The 18,359-nt window shown below is 65.8% G+C and carries 18 protein-coding genes; 10 read left to right on the top strand and 8 right to left on the bottom strand.

The annotated features are described in order from the left end of the window. The first annotated feature begins 93 nt into the window (after positions 1-93). Both WOC76_RS12350 and WOC76_RS12355 read left to right on the top strand, forming a co-directional pair. Positions 94-576, top strand: a complete 483-nt coding sequence (locus WOC76_RS12350; RefSeq protein WP_341106540.1) for an SH3 domain-containing protein — start codon at positions 94-96, stop codon at positions 574-576. Between the two features lie 92 nt (positions 577-668). Next, entirely contained in the window at positions 669-1,550 is an 882-nt protein-coding gene (locus WOC76_RS12355; RefSeq protein ID WP_341106539.1) for an MBL fold metallo-hydrolase, read from the top strand. Between the two features lie 117 nt (positions 1,551-1,667). On the opposite strand, the gene WOC76_RS12360 is transcribed toward WOC76_RS12355, so the two are convergent. The 5 genes from WOC76_RS12360 to WOC76_RS12380 form a co-directional block, all read right to left on the bottom strand. Further along, positions 1,668-1,928 carry an FtsB family cell division protein gene (locus WOC76_RS12360; RefSeq protein WP_341106537.1) on the bottom strand — a complete coding sequence of 87 codons (261 nt, stop codon included), beginning with the start codon at positions 1,926-1,928 and terminating at the stop codon, positions 1,668-1,670. A gap of 126 nt (positions 1,929-2,054) precedes the next feature. After that, positions 2,055-2,726 carry a PopZ family protein gene (locus tag WOC76_RS12365; RefSeq protein WP_341106536.1) on the bottom strand — a complete coding sequence of 224 codons (672 nt, stop codon included), beginning with the start codon at positions 2,724-2,726 and terminating at the stop codon, positions 2,055-2,057. A gap of 135 nt (positions 2,727-2,861) precedes the next feature. Next, positions 2,862-4,310, bottom strand: coding sequence for a TolC family outer membrane protein (locus WOC76_RS12370; RefSeq protein WP_341106535.1), 1,449 nt, complete (start codon positions 4,308-4,310; stop codon positions 2,862-2,864). 131 nt (positions 4,311-4,441) lie between these two features. Then, a complete protein-coding gene (locus WOC76_RS12375) occupies positions 4,442-5,158 on the bottom strand; it encodes a protein-L-isoaspartate O-methyltransferase family protein (RefSeq protein ID WP_341106533.1) in 717 nt (238 codons plus the stop codon). 79 nt (positions 5,159-5,237) lie between these two features. Beyond that, a complete protein-coding gene (locus WOC76_RS12380; protein WP_341106530.1) occupies positions 5,238-5,723 on the bottom strand; it encodes an RrF2 family transcriptional regulator in 486 nt (161 codons plus the stop codon). A 267-nt stretch (positions 5,724-5,990) separates the two neighbouring features. Between WOC76_RS12380 and WOC76_RS12385 the strand changes: the two genes are divergently transcribed. Together WOC76_RS12385 and cysK are read left to right on the top strand one after the other, a co-directional pair. Continuing rightward, positions 5,991-6,794 (top strand): sulfite exporter TauE/SafE family protein, encoded by an 804-nt coding sequence (locus tag WOC76_RS12385; protein WP_341106528.1) that lies wholly within the window; start codon positions 5,991-5,993, stop codon positions 6,792-6,794. A 20-nt stretch (positions 6,795-6,814) separates the two neighbouring features. Beyond that, entirely contained in the window at positions 6,815-7,795 is a 981-nt protein-coding gene (cysK, locus tag WOC76_RS12390; protein ID WP_341388525.1) for a cysteine synthase A, read from the top strand. A 61-nt stretch (positions 7,796-7,856) separates the two neighbouring features. Here cysK and WOC76_RS12395 read toward each other — a convergent pair whose 3' ends face one another. Both WOC76_RS12395 and WOC76_RS12400 read right to left on the bottom strand, forming a co-directional pair. Beyond that, positions 7,857-8,204, bottom strand: a complete 348-nt coding sequence (locus WOC76_RS12395) for a hypothetical protein (RefSeq protein ID WP_341106526.1) — start codon at positions 8,202-8,204, stop codon at positions 7,857-7,859. A 45-nt stretch (positions 8,205-8,249) separates the two neighbouring features. Beyond that, positions 8,250-9,194: an aspartate carbamoyltransferase catalytic subunit gene (locus tag WOC76_RS12400; protein WP_341106524.1), complete on the bottom strand. Its 945-nt coding sequence runs from the start codon at positions 9,192-9,194 to the stop codon at positions 8,250-8,252. Positions 9,195-9,520: 326 nt separating this feature from the next. Here WOC76_RS12400 and nadA point away from each other — a divergent pair, with 326 nt between their 5' ends. From nadA to WOC76_RS12425, 5 genes are all read left to right on the top strand, one after another. Further along, the gene (gene nadA / locus WOC76_RS12405) at positions 9,521-10,594 is read left to right on the top strand and encodes a quinolinate synthase NadA (RefSeq protein ID WP_341106522.1); all 1,074 of its coding nucleotides are present in this window, start codon (positions 9,521-9,523) and stop codon (positions 10,592-10,594) included. A 128-nt stretch (positions 10,595-10,722) separates the two neighbouring features. Continuing rightward, the gene (locus tag WOC76_RS12410; protein WP_341431431.1) at positions 10,723-11,343 is read left to right on the top strand and encodes a DUF4202 domain-containing protein; all 621 of its coding nucleotides are present in this window, start codon (positions 10,723-10,725) and stop codon (positions 11,341-11,343) included. 3 nt (positions 11,344-11,346) lie between these two features. Continuing rightward, positions 11,347-12,891: an L-aspartate oxidase gene (locus tag WOC76_RS12415; protein ID WP_341106521.1), complete on the top strand. Its 1,545-nt coding sequence runs from the start codon at positions 11,347-11,349 to the stop codon at positions 12,889-12,891. A 183-nt stretch (positions 12,892-13,074) separates the two neighbouring features. Further along, positions 13,075-13,926, top strand: a complete 852-nt coding sequence (nadC, locus tag WOC76_RS12420) for a carboxylating nicotinate-nucleotide diphosphorylase (RefSeq protein WP_341388530.1) — start codon at positions 13,075-13,077, stop codon at positions 13,924-13,926. A 159-nt stretch (positions 13,927-14,085) separates the two neighbouring features. Beyond that, positions 14,086-16,443, top strand: coding sequence for a fatty acid cis/trans isomerase (locus WOC76_RS12425; protein WP_341388532.1), 2,358 nt, complete (start codon positions 14,086-14,088; stop codon positions 16,441-16,443). A gap of 13 nt (positions 16,444-16,456) precedes the next feature. Here WOC76_RS12425 and WOC76_RS12430 read toward each other — a convergent pair whose 3' ends face one another. After that, positions 16,457-17,311, bottom strand: coding sequence for a ChbG/HpnK family deacetylase (locus tag WOC76_RS12430; RefSeq protein WP_341388534.1), 855 nt, complete (start codon positions 17,309-17,311; stop codon positions 16,457-16,459). A 59-nt stretch (positions 17,312-17,370) separates the two neighbouring features. Between WOC76_RS12430 and WOC76_RS12435 the strand changes: the two genes are divergently transcribed. Beyond that, positions 17,371-18,339 (top strand): glycosyltransferase family 2 protein, encoded by a 969-nt coding sequence (locus tag WOC76_RS12435; RefSeq protein ID WP_341388536.1) that lies wholly within the window; start codon positions 17,371-17,373, stop codon positions 18,337-18,339. Positions 18,340-18,359: the final 20 nt, after the last annotated feature.

The raw sequence follows: 18,359 nt of genomic DNA on the forward strand, positions 1-18,359 counted from the left end.
GGCTTTGCCAACGCACGGGCGGAACCATTCGACGTCGCCCGCCGTTAACCTGCGGCTTGTCGCAAACAGAAAAAATTGAACGGGAGCAAATGCATGCGCAAATCTCTTTTCCACCTCGCCTTTGTCCCGGCCGTTCTTATGGCCGCCGGGGCGCTTGCCGCGCCCGTCTCGAGCCCCGCGAACGTCCGCTCCGGCCCCAGCGCAAAATGGCCGGTCATCGCGACCATTCCCGCCGGCGCCGATGTGCAGGTCCTGAACTGCGGCGGCGGCTGGAAGCGCGACTGGTGCAAGGTCTCCTATGGGCAGGTTTCGGGCTATGTGGCCGCCGGCGTGCTCGCGCCCTCCGGCAATAATGTCGTCGTCGCGCCGGTCGTGACGACGGAACTCGCCAATCTCTACAAGGGACCGGGAGCCAGATATCCTGTGATCGTCGCTGTCCCCGGCGGCTCCAGGGTGAATCAGGGCGGCTGCGTCGGCGGCTGGCAGACCCGCTGGTGTCAGGTCAATTACGACGGACGCATCGGCTACATGATGGAGAACCTTCTCCAGCGCGAGGGCGCGCTTTTCCCCATGTAAAGGACGGCGGCGCGGGCGGCTTTCGCCCGCGCCTCTTTGAAACGGCCGTGCGGATTTTCTATCTTCGCCTTTTCGCGGGGCGGAGGAAGTGAATGGCGGCGCCGGGTCTGGACAACACGGAGCGCGTCTCGCCTCTGGTGCGCCGCGTCGTCGCGCCCAACGCCGGGCCTTTCACCTATAAAGGCACGTGCAGCTACATTCTCGGCGCGGGCGACGTCGCCATCGTCGACCCCGGCCCCGACGATCCGCGTCACATCGCGGCTTTGCTCGCGGCCATTGGCGGGGAGCGGCTGCGCTACATTCTCGTCACCCATACGCATCGGGATCATTCGCCCGCCGCGCGCGCGCTGAAGGAGGCGACCGGCGCGACCATCGCCGGCTGCGCCCCCTATGCGGCCCCTCCCGATATCGAGCTGACTGGCCCCGGCCTCGACGCCGCGCATGACACGGCTTATGCGCCCGATGTGACCCTCGGGGAAGGCGCTCGTCTCGATCTCGGCGGCGCGACGATCGAGGCGCTGGAAACGCCCGGCCATACGGCCAACCATCTCTGTTTCGCGCTCCACGAGGAAAAGGCGCTTTTTACCGGCGATCACATCATGGGCTGGTCGACCACGGTGATCGCGCCGCCGGACGGCTCGATGACCGACTACATGACCTCGATAGAACGCCTGCGCCAGCGCGACGACGCAATCTATTGGCCCGGCCATGGCGCGCCGGTGCAGGAGCCGCGACGCTATCTGCGCGCGCTGCTGCATCACCGCCGCGCGCGGGAGGCGGCGATCCTCCAGCGGCTGGCGGCTGGCGACGACACGATCGCCGCCATCGTCGCGCGCATCTACGAAAGCGTCGACAGACGCCTGCACGGCGCCGCGGCCATGACGGTCTTCGCTCATCTGGAAGATCTGGTTCTGCGCGGGCTCGTGCACAGCGACGGCCCGCCGACGCTCACCGCGCGTTACGCGCGAAAGTAAGCCTCCAGGAGACGCGCTGGAGCCTTTTCCGATCCGATGGAATCGGATCGAGGCTCGAGCTTCTTGTCCGTCGCGCTTTCTGTCGCGGAACCGGTTCCCACTTCGGCGGAAAGCGCGCTAACGCTCGCCTTCCTGCGGCAGCAGGATCACCACCTCGTTCTTGTGAACGCGGCCGAGGCGCTTGCGGGTCTCTTCCTCGAGAACGTCGGCGTCGATCTTCTCGCCCTTGATCAGGGCGATGCGCGCCTCCCACTGCATGCGATCGAATCGCAGCAGGTCTCGCTCCCGCCTCAGTTGCGCGAGCTTTTGCTCATATTCCTCGCCCGTCTTCAGTCCGCGCTGACCATGGACCCCGTGCCAGACGAAATAGGAAGCCACCGTCCCCGCCACGCAATACAGCAGGACGGGAAGCACGAGGGAACGGAGGAAAACGAGCCATCTGAACATATGCGCAGGTTAACGCCAACTTCTGTAGCGAGCGTTAACGAGCCGTGAAGTCGTCTCTTACCGGCGGCCGCCGCGCGCGACCCGTTCGATTTCTGCGCGCACCAGCCGCTCGACGATCACGGGCAAATTGTCGTCCAGCCACTCCCTGAGCATGGGGCGCATCATGTCCTGCGCATATTTCTGGAGCAGGCCGCTGTCATTGAGGAACATGCTCGCCGTCAGCGCCTGAAAATGCGAGGCGACCGAGGACGCCGTGTCGGCGGAAACCAGCGCCTCCTCGACGATCTCTTCCTTCACAGCCGGCTCGAAAGGCGTTTCGGGCGCGTCCTCCATTGGCTCTTCAGCCTTGGGCGCTTCCGCGGTCGTGAGCGGCGGCGGCGCGGCGCGATGGAGACGGAGCTGGCGAATTTCGACCACGGGGGCCGGCGGCGGCGTGACCTCTTCCGGCTCCGGCGCGGGTTCGGAATCCTCGACTTCTACCGACGGGGCGGCCTCGAGCGCCGGAGCGGGATAGGCCCTCTGCGCGGCGGACGCCGTCTCTCCAGCTCGGAGCTCGACATCGGGCCGAAGAAGGCGCGTCTCGCGGTCGCGACGGCTCGGCGGCGTCGCCTGATCGTCCGCGATGATGCGCCGGATGGAGGCGAGGATCTCCTCCATCGACGGCTCATGCGCGCGCATCTCTTCCTGAAGAGAAGGCGACGACGGGGCGGACGCGTTCGCTGCGCTCATGGAGTGCTTTCTGAAGTGGTTGGCGTCTTGCCGCGACGCGACAAGCTCCAGGATGTGTGACCTCACGGCCAGCGCGAATCAACTCGACGAAAGGGAATTCCACACCTTTCGCGGCGCGCTGTCACCACCCGAGGCTCACCGCCCATCCGGCGTTTCGACGCCGAACCACTTCGTCTTGACCTGATCATAATGGATGCTCGGGTCGTAAAGGGCCACGTCGAGCCGCAATTCCTGAGCGGAGAGACGGCCGATCGAGCCGAGAACCGCATAGGAAGCCACGACGCGGTCGCGCTGCGAGATGACAAGGCCGACGCGCGCGTTGAGCAGCGCCTGTTGCGCGTTCAGCACGTCGAGCGTTGTGCGCTGGCCAACCTTCGCCTCCTCCCGCACGCCCGCGAGCGCCGTCTCCGCCGCCTTCACCGCCGCCTGGCCGGAAACGATCGACGCCTTTGCGGTCTCGAGCAGTCCGTAGCTTGAGACCACGCTGGCGCGCACGCTGTCGCGCTGCAAATCGGCGTTGAGACGCGCCTGCCCCAACTGCTCCTTCGCCTGACGAATCGAGGCGTATTCGGCGCCGCCCTGATAGAGGGGCACGTTCAGTTGGCCGGAGGCTGCTGCCGAGAACTGCCGCGATCCCGGAATGCCGAGGAAGGAGTCCCATTGCTGCGACACCTGCGCATTCACCGAAACCGTCGGCGCCAGCGCGCTCTCCGCCACCTTCACGGCGAGTTCCGCGGCGTCGACCTGATGCAGCGCCGCCACGACGCCCGGATGTTCGACGAGCGCGACCTCTATCGCCTCGTTCAACGAACTCGGCAGCAAAGGCTCGAGGGAGCGGCCCGGTTCGAGATTCTTCGGCTCGTCGCCAATGATCTGGCGGTAGTTGGCGATGCTGTTCTTGAGCTGCGCCTGCGCGGCGTAGAGCTCCGAACGCGCCTGCGCCACGGACGCCTCCGCCTGCGCGACGTCGGTGCGCGTCACCTCGCCCACCTGAAAGCGGTCCTGCGTCTGCTTGAGCTGCTGCTCGAGCACCGAGATGTTGTTCTTGCGCAGGTTCACAACCGCCGTGTCGCGCAGCACGTTCATATAGGCGGTCGCGCCGTTCTGAAGGATCGCCTGCTCGGTGAGCCGCATGGTCGCCCGCGCCGCGAAGATGTTCGAGTCGGCCTGTTTGACGGAATTGTCGGTGCGGCCCGCGTCGAAGACCGTCTGCGACATGTTCAGCGTCGCGCCGCGCGGATAGCCGGTATATTCCTCGAGCAGAAACTGCCGCTGCCCGGTGGTCGGGCTTCTGCCGCCAGGAAAGCGCAGATTGCCGTAGAGCGGACCGGCCGAAGCCTGGATGTTCGCCTTGGGGCGGGCGCCGGCGAGCGCCTTGGGCGCATCCTCGTCGCGCACCCGGACGGCCGCGCGGCTCTGGTTCAGATCGGGATTGCCGGAATAGGCCCGCGCGAGGGCGGAGAGAAGCGACTCGGCGCGCGCCTCGCTGGAACAGACGGACAGCAGCGCCAGGGCGGCGGCCGCGCTGCGCGCGAGAAACCCGCGGAGGTCCGCCTGCGGCCGGCTCATCGCCGCACTGTCCATCTCTGCCTTCCCCCTCAACTTTCCGGCAGAACGCCGAAGACACGACAGGTCGCACGCTCCGCGCATGCCGATTCGCGGCGACACGCGGCACAGGAAACGCTAGGAACGCGAATGGGGCGAAACGGCGGCGCTCAGAAGGTGAACCCTGGCGCCTTCGCGAACCCCTCCAGAACAGGGGCGTTGGCGCTGAACAGCGACACGCGCCCCGCGAGCTGGCCAGCCTGGCGCTCGTAGCGCACGACATGCTGGCCGGCGCCGGGCTCCGGAGTCACGATCGCCAGAAGCCGGCCGTTCGGCGTGAGCTGGCCGAAAAGCGTATCGAGCCCGCTCTCGACGCGGCCCTCGACGTAGATAAGGTCATAGGGGCCAGCCGCGGCGAAGCCCATCTCCATCGGCCCGATCTCGACGCGCGCATTGCCGGCGCCAATGGCAGCAAGGCCGTCCTTGGCGCGATCCGCGAGTTCCGGGTCGCTCTCGAGCGCCACGACGTCGCCGACGAGTCCAGACAGGATCGCCGCGGAATAGCCGGCCCCGCCGATCGCCAGAACCTTCTCGGACGGTCGCGGCTCTCCGCCCTGCAGCATGCGCGAGAGCACCAGCGGCGGCAGCAGCGTGCGGCGGCGCCCAGCGGCGCCCGTCACCGTCACGGCGAGGTCCGAGTAGGCCACGGACGACTGGCTGGAGGGCAGGAATAATTCCCGCGGCACATTGAGGAAACGCTCGAGCAGCGGCACGTCCGTCACATCGAAGGGTCGCAGCTGGCGTTCGACCATGGTGCGGCGCAGCTCCGCCGCCGCCTGTCCCTGCTCCGCATTCCGACGAATCGTCGCCACCGCTGCTTCCGACATTCGCTTCCCGGCGTTCGCCGGCCTCTGTTTCCCGCAGATTCTCCGGCCTGACGCCGGCGCGGGCTTTATAGGTTCAGGCTCAGGCCATGTCCATGGCCGCCGGTCCGGCGGCCTTCTTGCGCTTTCTCTCCAGAAGCTTCAGCCCGGCCTCGCCGAGCGCCCGCATCTGATCGAGCGTCGTGTTATCGAGCACGCGTGCAATGGCGTCGCGCGCTTCAAGCATCACAAGCCGCACCGCACAATGCGCCTCGTCGACGCAGTCGTCGCATTTCCGATAGAGACGCCGGCTCGCGCACTGGATCGGCGCGAGCGGCCCGTCGAGCGTGCGCACCAGGTTGCCGACGGCGATCTCCTCCGGCGCCTTCGCCAGCATATAGCCGCCGCCCTTGCCTTTTTTGGAGTGGACGAAACCGGCGTTGCGCAATTCGCTCAAAATGGCGTCGAGAAACTTCTTCGGGATCTGATTCTCCGACGCGATATCGGCGACGAGGGCGGTCTGGCCGGGCTCGACTCCGGCAAGATAAACCATCGCCTTCAGCCCGTATTTCGCTTTTTTCGTCAGCATTCCCAAACTTACCACAGATTCGGCCGCCGCGCGCGAACCGCCGGACGACCTGGACGTTACTCCGGATCAGGAGCGTATTTTCGTGACTTAATCACATATTCGAATTTTTTAATATACGCCCGGAGCTTGACGCCGATATTCTTTATTCTTTTACTAGACTAAGAGATTGACGCCGACCCGCTTTTGCGCCACTTATTCGACGAACGAATTATGTGCCTCGGAAAATTGCACATAATTATTGAGTAAATAGGCAGGAGCCGCCCGCCCATGTTCGCTTTCGCCGATGCGCTCCACGCGTTCAACCCGCTCCATTCCGTGTCCGGCTTCATCGTCGGGACGCTTGTCGGCTTCACGGGCGTAGGCGGCGGGTCTCTCATGACGCCGATCCTGGTGCTGCTGTTCGGCGTCGCGCCGACGACCGCGGTCGGCACCGATCTGCTCTACGCCGCCATCACCAAGAGCAACGGCACGCTCGTCCATTCGCTCAACGGGACCGTCGACTGGCGGATCACGCGACGCCTCGCCTGCGGCTCCATCCCCGCGACCATCATCACCCTGCTCACCCTCTCCTGGCTGGGCAAGGCGGCTGGCCACGCGGCGAACGGGCTCATCACCTCGGCGCTGGGCTTCGCGCTGCTGCTGACGGCCGCCGCCATTCTCTTCCGGCGCTGGATTCTCGACTACATCGCCCATCATCTCGACAATCTCTCAGACCGTCGGGTCGCCTGCCTGACGATGGCGCTGGGCGCCTTTCTCGGCGTGCTGGTGTCGGTTTCCTCCGTCGGCGCCGGCGCCCTCGGCATGACGATCCTTCTCGCGCTCTATCCGCGCGCGCCGACCGTGCGTCTCGTCGGCTCCGACATTGCCCATGCCGTGCCATTGACCTTCGTCGCCGGCTTCGGGCATTGGCTTATGGGCGGCGTGGACTGGCTGTTGCTGTTTTCGCTGCTCGTCGGCTCCCTGCCCGGCATCGCCATCGGGAGCCATCTCGCCGCCCGCGTGCCAGACCATTATCTGAGGCCGGCGCTGGCGACGATGATGGCGGCGGTCGGCGTCAAGCTGTCGATCTGATTTCTTTCTCGGAGCAGGACATGTCGAAGGACAAGCCTTTCACGCCCCCCGCCAAGCCGGGCCGGGGCCGGATTTACGACTCGATCACCCAAACGATCGGCGACACGCCTCTCGTCCGGCTGGACCGGCTGGCCAAGGAAAAAGGCGTGAAGGCCAATCTCCTCGCCAAGCTCGAATTCTTCAATCCCATCGCGAGCGTCAAGGACCGCATCGGCGTCGCCATGATCGACGCGCTCGAAAAGGCCGGCAAGATCACGCCCGGCCAGTCGGTGCTGATCGAGCCGACCTCCGGCAACACCGGTATCGCGCTCGCCTTCGTCGCGGCGGCGCGCGGCTACCGGCTCATTCTCGTCATGCCCGAATCCATGTCGATCGAGCGGCGCAAGATGCTCGCGCTTCTGGGCGCCGAACTCGTGCTGACCCCCGCCGCGCAGGGCATGAAGGGCGCGCTCGCCAAGGCTGCCGAGCTTCAAGCGGAGACGGCCGGATCCGTCATTCCGCAGCAGTTCGAAAATCCGGCCAATCCGGAAATCCACCGCGTCACCACCGCCGAGGAAATCTGGAACGACGCCGACGGCCACGTCGATTACTTCGTCTCGGGCGTGGGCACGGGTGGCACCATCACGGGCGTGGGCCAAGTCCTGAAACAGCGCAATCCGTCTTTGCGCGTCGTGGCTGTCGAGCCCGAGGACTCTGCCGTTCTCTCCGGACGCCCGCCGGGACCGCACAAGATTCAGGGAATCGGCGCCGGCTTCGTGCCGCCAATTCTCGACCGGGGGATCATCGACGAGATCGTGACGATCGGCAACCAGACCGCCTTCGAGACCGCGCGGCTGCTGGCGCGCATCGAGGGGATTCCCGTCGGCATCTCGTCCGGCGCCGCCGTGGCGGCCGCGCTGGAGATCGCGAGCCGTCCCGAGGCGGAGGGCAAGAACATTGTGCTGATCATCCCCTCCTTCGCCGAACGCTATCTGTCGACGGCGCTGTTCGAGGGCCTCTGACAAAAGAAAAGAGCCGGGCGGTTCGACCGCCCAGCTCTCTTTAATCCGCCTGCGCTCAGGATTACTCCTTGGACGCCGCCGGCGCGAAGCTCCTGTCGCGCAGATAGTGGCGGCCATAGGCGCCGGCCACATAGCCGACCGCGCAGATGATGAAATAGACGACGATCAAGAAGCCGCCGCGCTGATTGGCGTTGTGCGCCTTTTCGAGGATCGTCGTCACCGCGCTTTGATCCAGGAATTTGTCCGAGACCACGCCGCAGACCACCGCCACGACGGGCACCAGCCACGAGGGCAGGCGGAACCAGCCGATCGCCGCCGACGCCGCGAAGGCGACGAGGCCGAACAGGTGGACGAACTGGATGAAGATCGACTGCGACACGAGCCCGATGAAACGGAGCAGTTTGAGCATTTCGCACCCCTTTGAAGGTCCGTATGGACCGGTTTTGAGGCGATCTTACACATTCGGGAGATGCTGCGCGAGGGCCTCCAGCACGGCCATTCTGACGGCGACGCCCATCTCGACCTGCTCGCGGATCAGCGAGCGGCCGCTGTCGGCCACGGAGGAGTCGATCTCCACGCCCCGGTTCATCGGACCCGGATGCATCACGAGAGCGCCCGGCGCGGCATAGGACAGCTTTTCCTCGTCGAGCCCATAGAAGTGGAAATATTCCCGCGCGCTCGGCGTCAACGCGCCAGACATGCGCTCGCGCTGCAACCGCAGCATCATCACGATGTCCGCGCCCGAGAGGCCGCCGCGCATGTCATGATGCACCTCGACCCCGAGCCGGGAAATACTGTCGGGCGCGAGCGTCGACGGTCCCACCACGCGCAGCCGCGCGCCCAGCGCCGAGAGCAGCACAATGTTCGAGCGCGCCACGCGGGAATGCAGAATATCGCCGCAGATGGCGATGACGAGCCCCTCGATTCGCCCCTTGTTGCGGCGGATGGTCAGGGCGTCCAGCAGCGCCTGAGTCGGATGTTCATGCGCGCCGTCGCCGGCGTTCACGACAGAGCAGTCGACCTTGCGCGCGAGCAGATGGGCCGCGCCCGCCTGCGCGTGACGCACGACGATGATGTCGGGCCGCATGGCGTTGAGCGTCATCGCCGTGTCGAGCAGCGTTTCGCCCTTCGATTCCGAAGATCGCGCCACCGACATGTTCATCACATCGGCGCCGAGCCGCTTGCCCGCGATCTCGAAAGACGCCTGGGTGCGGGTGGAGGGCTCGTAAAAAAGATTGATCTGTGTGCGCCCGCGCAGAATCGAGCGTTTCTTCTCGACCTGCCGGGAGACTTCAACAGCCTGCTCGGCCATGTCGAGCAGCGTCTCTATGTCCGGGCGCTTGAGCCCCTCGATGCCGAGAAGGTGGCGGTGCGGAAAAATTCTGGCGTCGGCCTGCATGGCGAAGGTCTATAGCAGCTTTCGTGCGGGCCGCGACCCGTGAAGAGGGGAGAAAAGAACGACTCTCGCGGCGAAAAAGCCACCCTCCCCATAGGATCCCCGGCACACGGCGCGTTGCATCGCTCCGGCCCATCCTCATCCGCCTTGATTTATACTCTATCCGAGCATATGTGCGCGCCACGGCTGGGGTTGCAGGCGCGGTCGCCTGTCATTAAGTTCCGGCTGACTGGAGCTCCGGGCGGCTGCCGCTACGGGGTTTTTGTAGGACCCTCTTATACTCATATTGAGCATAAGACGACAGAGCAGGATAGAAGGGCACGGGAGCCATGACCTTCCCCACCGCCGAACTCGATTTTGCGCCCGCGCCCCGCCTGGAGCCCAAGGGGCGTTTCCCCAGGCTGCCACGTCCGAATCTGGAATGGACGCCTGAGGTCGAGGCTGCGACCGCGCATCTCTACGAGCGCGTCTCCAAGGTCATTCCGCCGGTCGAATGGCCGTTTCACGCGCCTTATGTGAAGGCGATCAACGACCTCAAGGCGGCGCGCAACGCCGTGATCCTGGCGCATAATTACCAGACGCCAGAAATCTATCACTGCGTTTCCGACTACATTGGCGACAGCCTCCAGCTCGCCAAGCTGGCCGCGCAGTCGAACGCCGACGTCATCGTGCAGGGCGGCGTCTATTTCATGGCCGAGACGTCGAAGATCCTTAATCCCGACAAGACCGTGCTGATTCCGGACGCGGAAGCCGGCTGCTCGCTGGCGGCCTCGATCACGGCCGCCGACATTCGCGGGCTGCGCCGCGAATATCCGGGCGTGCCGATCGTCGCTTATGTCAACACCTCGGCCGAGGTGAAGGCGGAGGTAGATATCTGCTGCACCTCCTCCAACGCGGTGAAGGTCGTCGAGAGCCTCGGCGTCGACCGCGTCATCATGGTCCCGGACCGATTCCTGGCGCAGAACGTCGCCGCGCAGACCAAGGTGAAGATCATCGCCTGGCACGGCGCCTGTGAGGTGCACGAGCTTTTCACGGCTGAGGAAATTCTCGGTTTCAAGGCTGACCATCCGGGCCTGAAGGTGATCGCCCATCCGGAATGCCCGCGCGAAGTCGTGGAGGTCTCGGACTTTTCCGGCTCCACCGCGGCGATGATCGACTATGTGCGCAACAACAAGCCGGCGCGCGTCATGCTCGTGACGGAATGCTCCATGGCTGACAATATCGCGGCGGAGACGACGGGAACGCAGTTCGTGCGGCCCTGCAATTTCTGCCCGCACATGAAGCGCATCACGCTGCCCAGGATTCTCGACGCACTGCTGGAGATTCGTGAGGAAGTCGTCGTGGATCCGGCGACGGCCGCACGCGCGCGCCGCAGCGTGCAGAGGATGATCGACCTGGGGTGAGCACGTCCCCTCCCTGTCCCATAGGGCGAGAGAGGGGACGCTCCCGATCGGCAGCGCCGATAAAATTCACGCTCTGCTCCCTCTCCCGCGAAAGCGGTGGAGGGTTGGGGAGGGGGTAGAAAGACGACATGCCGTCCCTCGAAGCGACACTCGCCGCCATCGACGCCGCCAACGCGGAAGATCCCCGCAAGGCGGACGGCCGGGCCTACGAAAGCCTCTACGCCGAGCGCATGAGCGCCCGCCTTTCGGCCCTCTATCCGGAAGCGTCCGACCTTCTGAAGATCGCCGCCCGCGCCCAGCATCTGCGCCGATGGGAAATCCCACGCGCCGATTATCCGGAGGGACGCCGCGGCTACAACGACTGGCGACGCGCCTGCCGGGATCATCATGCCCGTCTCGCCGGCGGCATCATGTGCGCCCACGGCTATGACGAAGCGGCCATCGCCCATGTCGGCGCTTTGATTCGCAAGGAGCAGCTCAAGAAAGACCCGGAATCGCAGGCACTGGAGAATGTCGCCGCCATCGTCTTCCTCGAATATTATTTCGAGGATTTCCTCGCCAAATACCAAGGTTACGAGGACGAAAAGATCGTCGACATTCTCGGCAAGACGCTGTGCAAAATGTCGCCCAAGGGCCACGGCGCGGCGCTTGCTCTGCCCCTGCCCGACCGCGCCCGCGCGCTCGTCTCCGCCGCCGTGGCGCGAGAGGCGGCGGCGCTCGAACGGCTCGCCGCCGTCTCGCTCGATTAGCCGATGCCGGGCAAGCTCCCTCCCATCGTCATCGTCGGCGGCGGCCTTGCGGGCGTCTTCTGCGCGCTGAAGCTCGCGCCGCACCCGGTGGCCATCCTCGCGCCCACGCCGGTCGGGTCGAGCGGCTCCTCTTATTGGGCGCAAGGCGGCATCGCCGCTGCGGTCGAGGAAGGCGATACGCCGGAGCGGCACGCCGACGACACGGTGGCGGCCGGCGCCGGCATCGTGGACCGTGAGATTGCGCTCGGCATGGCGCGCGAGGCGCGCGACCGGGTCGAGGATCTCGCCGCAATGGGCGCGCCTTTCGACAGACGCGACGGGGGCGCCTTTGCGCCTTCGCGCGAGGCGGCCCATTCGCATCGCCGCGTGGTGCGCGTGATGGGCGACGCCGCCGGGCGCGCCATCATGGAGACGCTGGAGAGAGAGGTCGCGCGGACGCCTTCCGTCACAGTTGTCGCCGGCTATTCCGCTCAGGAGATCATCACGCACGGAGGCCGCATCGTCGGCGTGCGCGCGCGCCACGATTCGGGCCGCATCTGCGACATTCCCTGCTCGGCCCTGGTGCTGGCGACTGGCGGCGTCGGCCATTTGTACCGTCTCACGACCAATCCGGTGGAGGCGCGCGGGGTCGGCGTCGCCATGGCGGCGCGCGCCGGGGTCGCCATCGCCGACGCGGAATTCGTGCAATTCCACCCGACGGCCATCGACATTGACGCCGATCCGGCCCCGCTCGCGACGGAGGCGCTGCGCGGCGAAGGCGCGACCATCGTAGACCGCGACGGCGGGCGCTTCCTGCTCGACGTCGATCCGGCGGGGGAGCTCGCGCCGCGCGACGTCGTCGCGCGCGGCGTCTTCGCCAGCATTCGGGCCGGGCGCGGCGCCTTTCTGGACGCGCGGGCCGCCGTCGGTGCCGAGTTCCCGCGTCGCTTTCCGAACGTCTACGCAAGCTGCACGGCGGCCGGCATCGACCCGGTAACGCAGCCGATCCCCGTCGCGCCAGCCGCGCATTATCACATGGGCGGCGTCTGGACAGACAGGCGGGGCCGCACGAGCCTATCGGGCCTCTGGGCCATCGGCGAGGTCGCCTCGACCGGCGTGCATGGCGCCAACCGGCTCGCCTCAAATTCGCTGCTGGAGGCGGTTGTCTTCGGCGCGCGGGCCGCCGCCGACATCGCGGCCGCCGAATTGCCGGAAATCGACCCGCGCGTCATGGCGGATCGCGCCGAGCCGCTCGCCCATGACCGCGACTTCGCCATTGTGGAGGAGTTGCGCGACCTGATGTCGGCGAATGTCGGCGTCATTCGCGACGCCGCCGGTCTCGCGGGGGCGCTCAAGGCGATCCGACGCCTTTCCTCGCGCACGAGCGACATCGAGATTTCCAACATGCTGACCACCGCGCTGCTGATCGCGGCTTCCGCCTTCGCCCGCCGCGAGAGCAGAGGCGCGCAGTTCCGCTCGGATTTTCCCAACGCCGATCCCGCTTTGGCGCATCGCACGCGCATGACGCTGGCTGAGGCCCTGCGGATCGCCGAAGAGGCCGGCGCATGAGCGCGGAGGGGCGAACCCGCGGGCGCGACGCCCATCCCTCCCCTTCACGCGGAGGGTGGCCCCGCGAAGCGGGGTCGGGTGGGGCGCCCTGGATCCTCAATCGAGATCGCCGCTCCCTACCGCTGGCCCCTGCCCGCAAGGGGGCGGGAAATCAGGCCGTCATCATTGCAAGGGCTCAGGCTCATGGATTTTGATCTTCCTCCCTTCCTCGTCGAGGACGCCGTTCGCGCCGCGCTGGCGGAGGACCTCGGCCGCGCCGGGGATGTCACCACCCAGGCGATCATCCCCAGGAGCGTCACGGCGCGCGCGGTGATCGCCGCGCGCGAGGCGGGCGTCGTCGCCGGCCTGCCGCTCGCCCGGGCGGCTTTCGCGCAGATCGATTCGACCGTCGGCTTCGAAGCCTGGAAGGCGGATGGCGACGCCATCGAGCCCGGCGCAATCGTCGCGCGCATCGAAGGCCCGGCGCGCGCGATTCTTTCGGCGGAGCGCGTGGCGCTGAACTATCTCGGCCGATTGTCGGGGGTCGCCTCGCTCACGGCGCTTTACGCCGCGCGCATCGCCGACACGAGGGCGCGCGTCTGCGACACGCGCAAGACCACGCCGCTGATGCGCGCTCTGGAGAAATACGCCGTGCGCTGCGGGGGCGGCGCCAATCACCGCTTTGGCCTCGATGACGCCGTGCTCATCAAGGACAATCACATCGCCGTCGCCGGCGGCGTCGTCCCTGCCCTGCGCGCCGCCAAGGCCTTCGTCGGCCATCTGACGAAGATCGAGATCGAAGTGGATACGCTCGATCAGCTCGGAGAGGTCGTTGCGGAAGGGGCCGACGCGGTGCTGCTCGACAACATGCCGCCCGAAATCCTGCGCGCCGCCGTGGCGCTCGTCGGTGGGCGCATGATCTGCGAAGCCTCGGGCGGCGTGACGCTGGAGACGGTGGCGGCCATTGCCGAAACCGGCGTCGATCTCATCTCGGTCGGCGCTCTCACCCACTCCGCGCGCGTGCTCGACCTGGGGCTCGATATCGACATCACTTGAGATCTTCCGGTGGACACGCCCCCGGCGTCGATTGCGGCCAAGTTCTGATTTGTTAATCTCCGCTGACCACAGGAGCGGCGGACAGCATGCGCGAGGGCGATTGCTGCCGCCCCAAAGCGACAGCGACGTTTCATGGACCCGACGAGACCCTCCCTTCGCTTGGCCTGGCTTCTGAAGGCTGTCGTCGCGGTGCTGCTGTTCCTGTCAGGATGCGACGGGATGAGTCCTGCGGCGGCGCAGACGGGTCCGGCTCCTTCGGCGTCGCCCGATTACACGACGGACATCCAGCCGATCTTCAATCGCCGCTGCATCGCCTGTCACGGCTGTCTCGGCTCGCCCTGCAACGTGAAACTCGACTCCTTCCGCGGCGTCGATCGCGGCGGATTCGGCGTCAATCCCTATAGCAGCCACGTCGAGGCCAGCCCGCGCGTCGATATGGACTTCGCGCAGACGACGCAGGAGTGGCGCCAGCGCGGGTTCTATCCGATCCTCGAACGCGAGGGGTCGTCCGCGGACCGGCTCGACCGGTCCCTGCTCTACAAGATGGTTTCCGCCGGCGCTCGGCATAATCAGCCGGGCTTCTCGCGCGCGGCGGTCATGCCGCTCTACGCCAGGCGCTACAGCCACCGATGCCCGGCGACCCCCGAGGCGCTGAACGCTCATCTCGACTCCTATCCCGCAGCTGGAATGCCCTTCGGCTTGCCGGCCCTCTCGAGCGCGGAGATCGAAAAACTCGCGGCCTGGGTGGCCAACGGCTCGCCGGCACCCACGCCGGAGTCGCTGCAACGGGCCGGGGCGGTCAACGGCCGGGCGGCTGTCGGCGACTGGGAGGCGTTCCTCAACGACCCGGACCCGCGCCATCGGCTGGTCGCCCGTTACATCTTCGATCACGTCTATCAGGCCAGCATCGTCCTCGAGGAGAGCCCGGGGGACTTCTTCCGTCTCGTACGGTCCAAGACCCCCGCGCGCCGCGCAGACGCCGAGGGAAAGGCGGCGGTCGATCTTCCGGTCGAGGTCATCGACACCCCTCTCCCCTATGACAATCCTTACACTTACGCGGGGGTGGACCAGTTCTGGTATCGCCTTCAGAAGGTCTCGACGCCGAGAGTACAGAAAAACCATTTCGTCTGGCGCCTGAACAAAGGATCGCTCGCGCATCTCGGACAGCTTTTCTTCGCGCGCGACTGGGACAAAACGCAGGACATGAACCCGCCCTGGGGCGTCGGCAATCCGTTCCGAATCTACCGGGCGATTCCGGCGGAGGCGCGCTCCCTGTTCCTGCTCGAAAATTCGGAAATGATCGTCGGCGGGATCACCTATGGACCCGTGTGCCTGGGACAGACGGCGACCTATGCCGTCAAGGATCATTTCTGGGTCAATTTCCTCGACCCGCGTCACGACCCGTCCGTGCAGGACCCGGAACTCGGGCTCGAAACCTGGTCCACCATGATGGACCGCTTTCCCATCGGCGACGCCGAATATGTCGAGGCTTATGCGAAGGCGCAGAAGAAGCTGACGCCCGAGGGCATGACCATTGACGCCATCTGGAACGGCGACGGAAAGAATCCGAACGCCTGGCTCACCGTCCTGCGGCACGAAACCAATGTCTCTGTGATGAAGGGCCGTCAGGGCGGCGTTCCGCGCAGCCAATGGCTGATCGGCTACAGCGGCTTCGAGCGTCTCTATTACGATACGGTGGCGAGCTACAAATATTGGGAGGGCGATCTCGGGAAGCTCGAGACGCTGGTCTTCTTCAATTTCCTACGACAGGAAATGGAAGACAATTTTCTGCTCCTGCTCCCCGAGAAAGATCGCGAACCGATCCGCCGGAATTGGTCGCAGGGCGCGTTCGGCGCTGTCGGGCGCTTTCTCGTGCCCTTCCCCGACAGCAATCTGCCCGGAGGAATCGCAGGAGCCGCGCCGAGCCCCTTGCTCGACGTGGTCGCGCGCATTCAGGCGCGCCTGGGTCCGGCGATCAGCGGGCCGGTCGATGCGTTCAATCCCCTCGTCAAACCAAAGATTTCGCTTGACCAGCCGATTGACGGCTACGGGCGCTGGATCAAGGCGGTCTCGCTGCTGACCGAGACCACCGCTTATAAGTTCCCGCGCTTTCTTCCGAGCGTCGTATTACTGCGTTTGAACCACGGACGAGAATCCCGCGTCTATTCGCTGATCGCCAATCGCGTCTACAAGACGCAGTTCGATCTCTTCTTCCAGAATGGCGAGGCATTGCCCGACGAATACACGATGAGCGTCTATCCGACGATCATCGGGGGATTCCCCAACCTCTTCATGGAGCTGGATCTCGCCCAGGCGCCCGCCTTCCTGAAAGAGTTGCGTTCGGTCCAGACCCTCGACGACTGGAAGGCGCTTCGGAACCGCTATGGCGTTCTGCGCAACAGCGCGCATTTCTGGCCTACGCTCGACTGGTTCAACGACTGGAACTTCAGGCGACGCGGCGAGGACGCGGGGTATCTCGACCTTTCCTATTACGATCTGCTCGATACGGTCTACTGACTGGAGCGAGACCTCAAGTCATCACGGCGCTGAGGCGCGCGAGTTTCAGCCGGCGCTTTTCCAGCATCTCGGGCAAGCGCGGCGACAGCAGGAAGGCGAGTTCCTGCTCGCGGGTAATCGTCACCGGATCCTGAGCCGCGAGCTCCTCATCGACATGGCCAGGGTGGCACATGACCAGATGGCGTCGCCCCGGCGCGCGCAGATAGGTCTCGAAAGCCTTGGCGTAATCCTTCCCGGGGTGGAAATCCGAAAAGCCGGAAAAACCCTCGTTTGTCGCGAAGCCATGCCGTCTTGCCGTACGCCGCAACCCCGAGGACAAGCCCCGCACGGCGAGCGCCTTGCCCACATGCGCCCGCCGCATCAGAATGCGATGAAGCCCGTCGCCGGGGTATCTGATCCAGGCGCGGCCGGCGAGCTTTCGAACCGCCATGGCTTCGATCAGCGCGTCGCGAATCCCCGGCAGGCCGTGCACGTGCTGGTGGCCGTCCACGAAATCGGGCCGGCGCCCCATGACCGCCTCGAAGCGGTCGAATTGCCGGTCGATCTCGGCGCGAATCTCGTCGAGAGGCAGCTTGCCGCGCATGGCCATCCGCACCACCGTCGCGATCGGTGGGAAGGCTCCCGTGGGGGCGAATTTGGGCATTGGGCCGAGCGGACGGCCGAGCGTGAGGTTGAAATGCAGGCCGACATCCGCGTTTTCCGAGCGGCGAAGCAACTCGCGGCCCATGGCGGGCCAGCGCGGCCCATTGACCAGCGCCGAGACTGCCGTCAAGCGTCCGGCGTCGAGCGCCTCCAGAATGCCGACGCTGACAGCGTAGGACAGGGCGTAGTCGTCCGCGCACAGGGCGATGATCCGGTCCCGCGCCATTGCCTCAAGCTCCCGTTTGCGCCTATGCCCCGCCCCGAATTTCTGCTTGAAACGGCGCCATGAGCGACAGACCCCAGACTCCCGATATATCGGTCGTCATCCCTGTGTTCAACGAGCGCGCGAATTTGCGCCCGCTCGCGGCGCGGCTCGTGCCGGCCCTCGAAGGAACTGGCCTCGCGTTCGAAGCCATATTCATCGACGACGGCTCGCACGACGACAGTCTTCCCGAGCTGCGCGCCCTTTGCGCCGCCGAACCGCGCTTCCGCGCACTCTCTTTCTCGCGCAATTTCGGCAAAGAGGTCGCCATCGCCGCCGGTCTCGACGACGCGCGCGGCCGCGCCGTGGTCATCATGGATTCGGACCTCCAGCACCCGCCGGAAGTCATCCCGCGCTTCGTCGCGCGCTGGCGCGAAGGCTACAAGAACGTCTATGGCCAGCGCACGGACCGCGCTACGGATCCGAAACTCCGGGCGGTTCTCACGCGGCTCTTCTACCGACTCATCGATCATTTCGGCGATGTCTCACTGCCGCCCGGCGCTGGCGATTTCCGGCTTCTCGACCGGCAGGCGGTGGACGCGCTGCTGTCGATGCGCGAGCGGGCGCGGTTCAACAAGGGCCTTTTCGCCTGGATCGGCTTCAAATCCATCGGCGTGCCCTTTGAGGTCGAAAGCCGGGCAAGCGGCGCCTCGAAGTTCAATCTGCCGCGCCTCATCCGATTCGCGCTCGACGGAATCATGTCCTTTTCCTCCATCCCGCTGAAGGTCTGGACCTATGTCGGCCTCGGCATCTCCTTTTTCGCGCTGGCCATGGCCGCCTATTACTGGGCGCGGACGATGCTTTTCGGCGTGGATACGCCGGGCTTTCCGACGCTCGTCGTGTCGATCGCCTTCTTCTCCGGGGTGCAACTCATTTCGCTCGGCGTACTCGGCGAATATATCGCGCGCATTTTCAACGAAGTGAAAGGCCGGCCGCTCTATCTCGTGGCTGAACGGATCGAAGGCGGAAAGGAAGGCGGCGGGCGAGCGTGACGGGGTTGCCGCGTTTCTTC

This window comes from Methylocystis sp. IM3, from assembly GCF_038070105.1.
Classification (GTDB): Bacteria; Pseudomonadota; Alphaproteobacteria; order Rhizobiales; family Beijerinckiaceae; genus Methylocystis.

Excerpts from the sequence above, each read along its gene's own strand:
- WOC76_RS12355 (WP_341106539.1), top strand. The coding sequence starts at position 669 with ATGGCGGCGCCGGGTCTGGACAACACGGAGCGCGTCTCGCCTCTGGTG.
- WOC76_RS12430 (WP_341388534.1), bottom strand. The coding sequence starts at position 17,311 with ATGGCGCGGGACCGGATCATCGCCCTGTGCGCGGACGACTACGCCCTG.
- nadC (WP_341388530.1), top strand. The coding sequence starts at position 13,075 with ATGGATTTTGATCTTCCTCCCTTCCTCGTCGAGGACGCCGTTCGCGCC.
- WOC76_RS12410 (WP_341431431.1), top strand. The coding sequence starts at position 10,723 with ATGCCGTCCCTCGAAGCGACACTCGCCGCCATCGACGCCGCCAACGCG.
- WOC76_RS12370 (WP_341106535.1), bottom strand. The coding sequence starts at position 4,310 with ATGGACAGTGCGGCGATGAGCCGGCCGCAGGCGGACCTCCGCGGGTTT.
- WOC76_RS12415 (WP_341106521.1), top strand. The coding sequence starts at position 11,347 with ATGCCGGGCAAGCTCCCTCCCATCGTCATCGTCGGCGGCGGCCTTGCG.
- WOC76_RS12375 (WP_341106533.1), bottom strand. The coding sequence starts at position 5,158 with ATGTCGGAAGCAGCGGTGGCGACGATTCGTCGGAATGCGGAGCAGGGA.
- WOC76_RS12365 (WP_341106536.1), bottom strand. The coding sequence starts at position 2,726 with ATGAGCGCAGCGAACGCGTCCGCCCCGTCGTCGCCTTCTCTTCAGGAA.
- WOC76_RS12385 (WP_341106528.1), top strand. The coding sequence starts at position 5,991 with ATGTTCGCTTTCGCCGATGCGCTCCACGCGTTCAACCCGCTCCATTCC.
- WOC76_RS12400 (WP_341106524.1), bottom strand. The coding sequence starts at position 9,194 with ATGCAGGCCGACGCCAGAATTTTTCCGCACCGCCACCTTCTCGGCATC.
- WOC76_RS12380 (WP_341106530.1), bottom strand. The coding sequence starts at position 5,723 with ATGCTGACGAAAAAAGCGAAATACGGGCTGAAGGCGATGGTTTATCTT.
- nadA (WP_341106522.1), top strand. The coding sequence starts at position 9,521 with ATGACCTTCCCCACCGCCGAACTCGATTTTGCGCCCGCGCCCCGCCTG.
- WOC76_RS12435 (WP_341388536.1), top strand. The coding sequence starts at position 17,371 with ATGAGCGACAGACCCCAGACTCCCGATATATCGGTCGTCATCCCTGTG.
- WOC76_RS12395 (WP_341106526.1), bottom strand. The coding sequence starts at position 8,204 with ATGCTCAAACTGCTCCGTTTCATCGGGCTCGTGTCGCAGTCGATCTTC.
- WOC76_RS12350 (WP_341106540.1), top strand. The coding sequence starts at position 94 with ATGCGCAAATCTCTTTTCCACCTCGCCTTTGTCCCGGCCGTTCTTATG.
- cysK (WP_341388525.1), top strand. The coding sequence starts at position 6,815 with ATGTCGAAGGACAAGCCTTTCACGCCCCCCGCCAAGCCGGGCCGGGGC.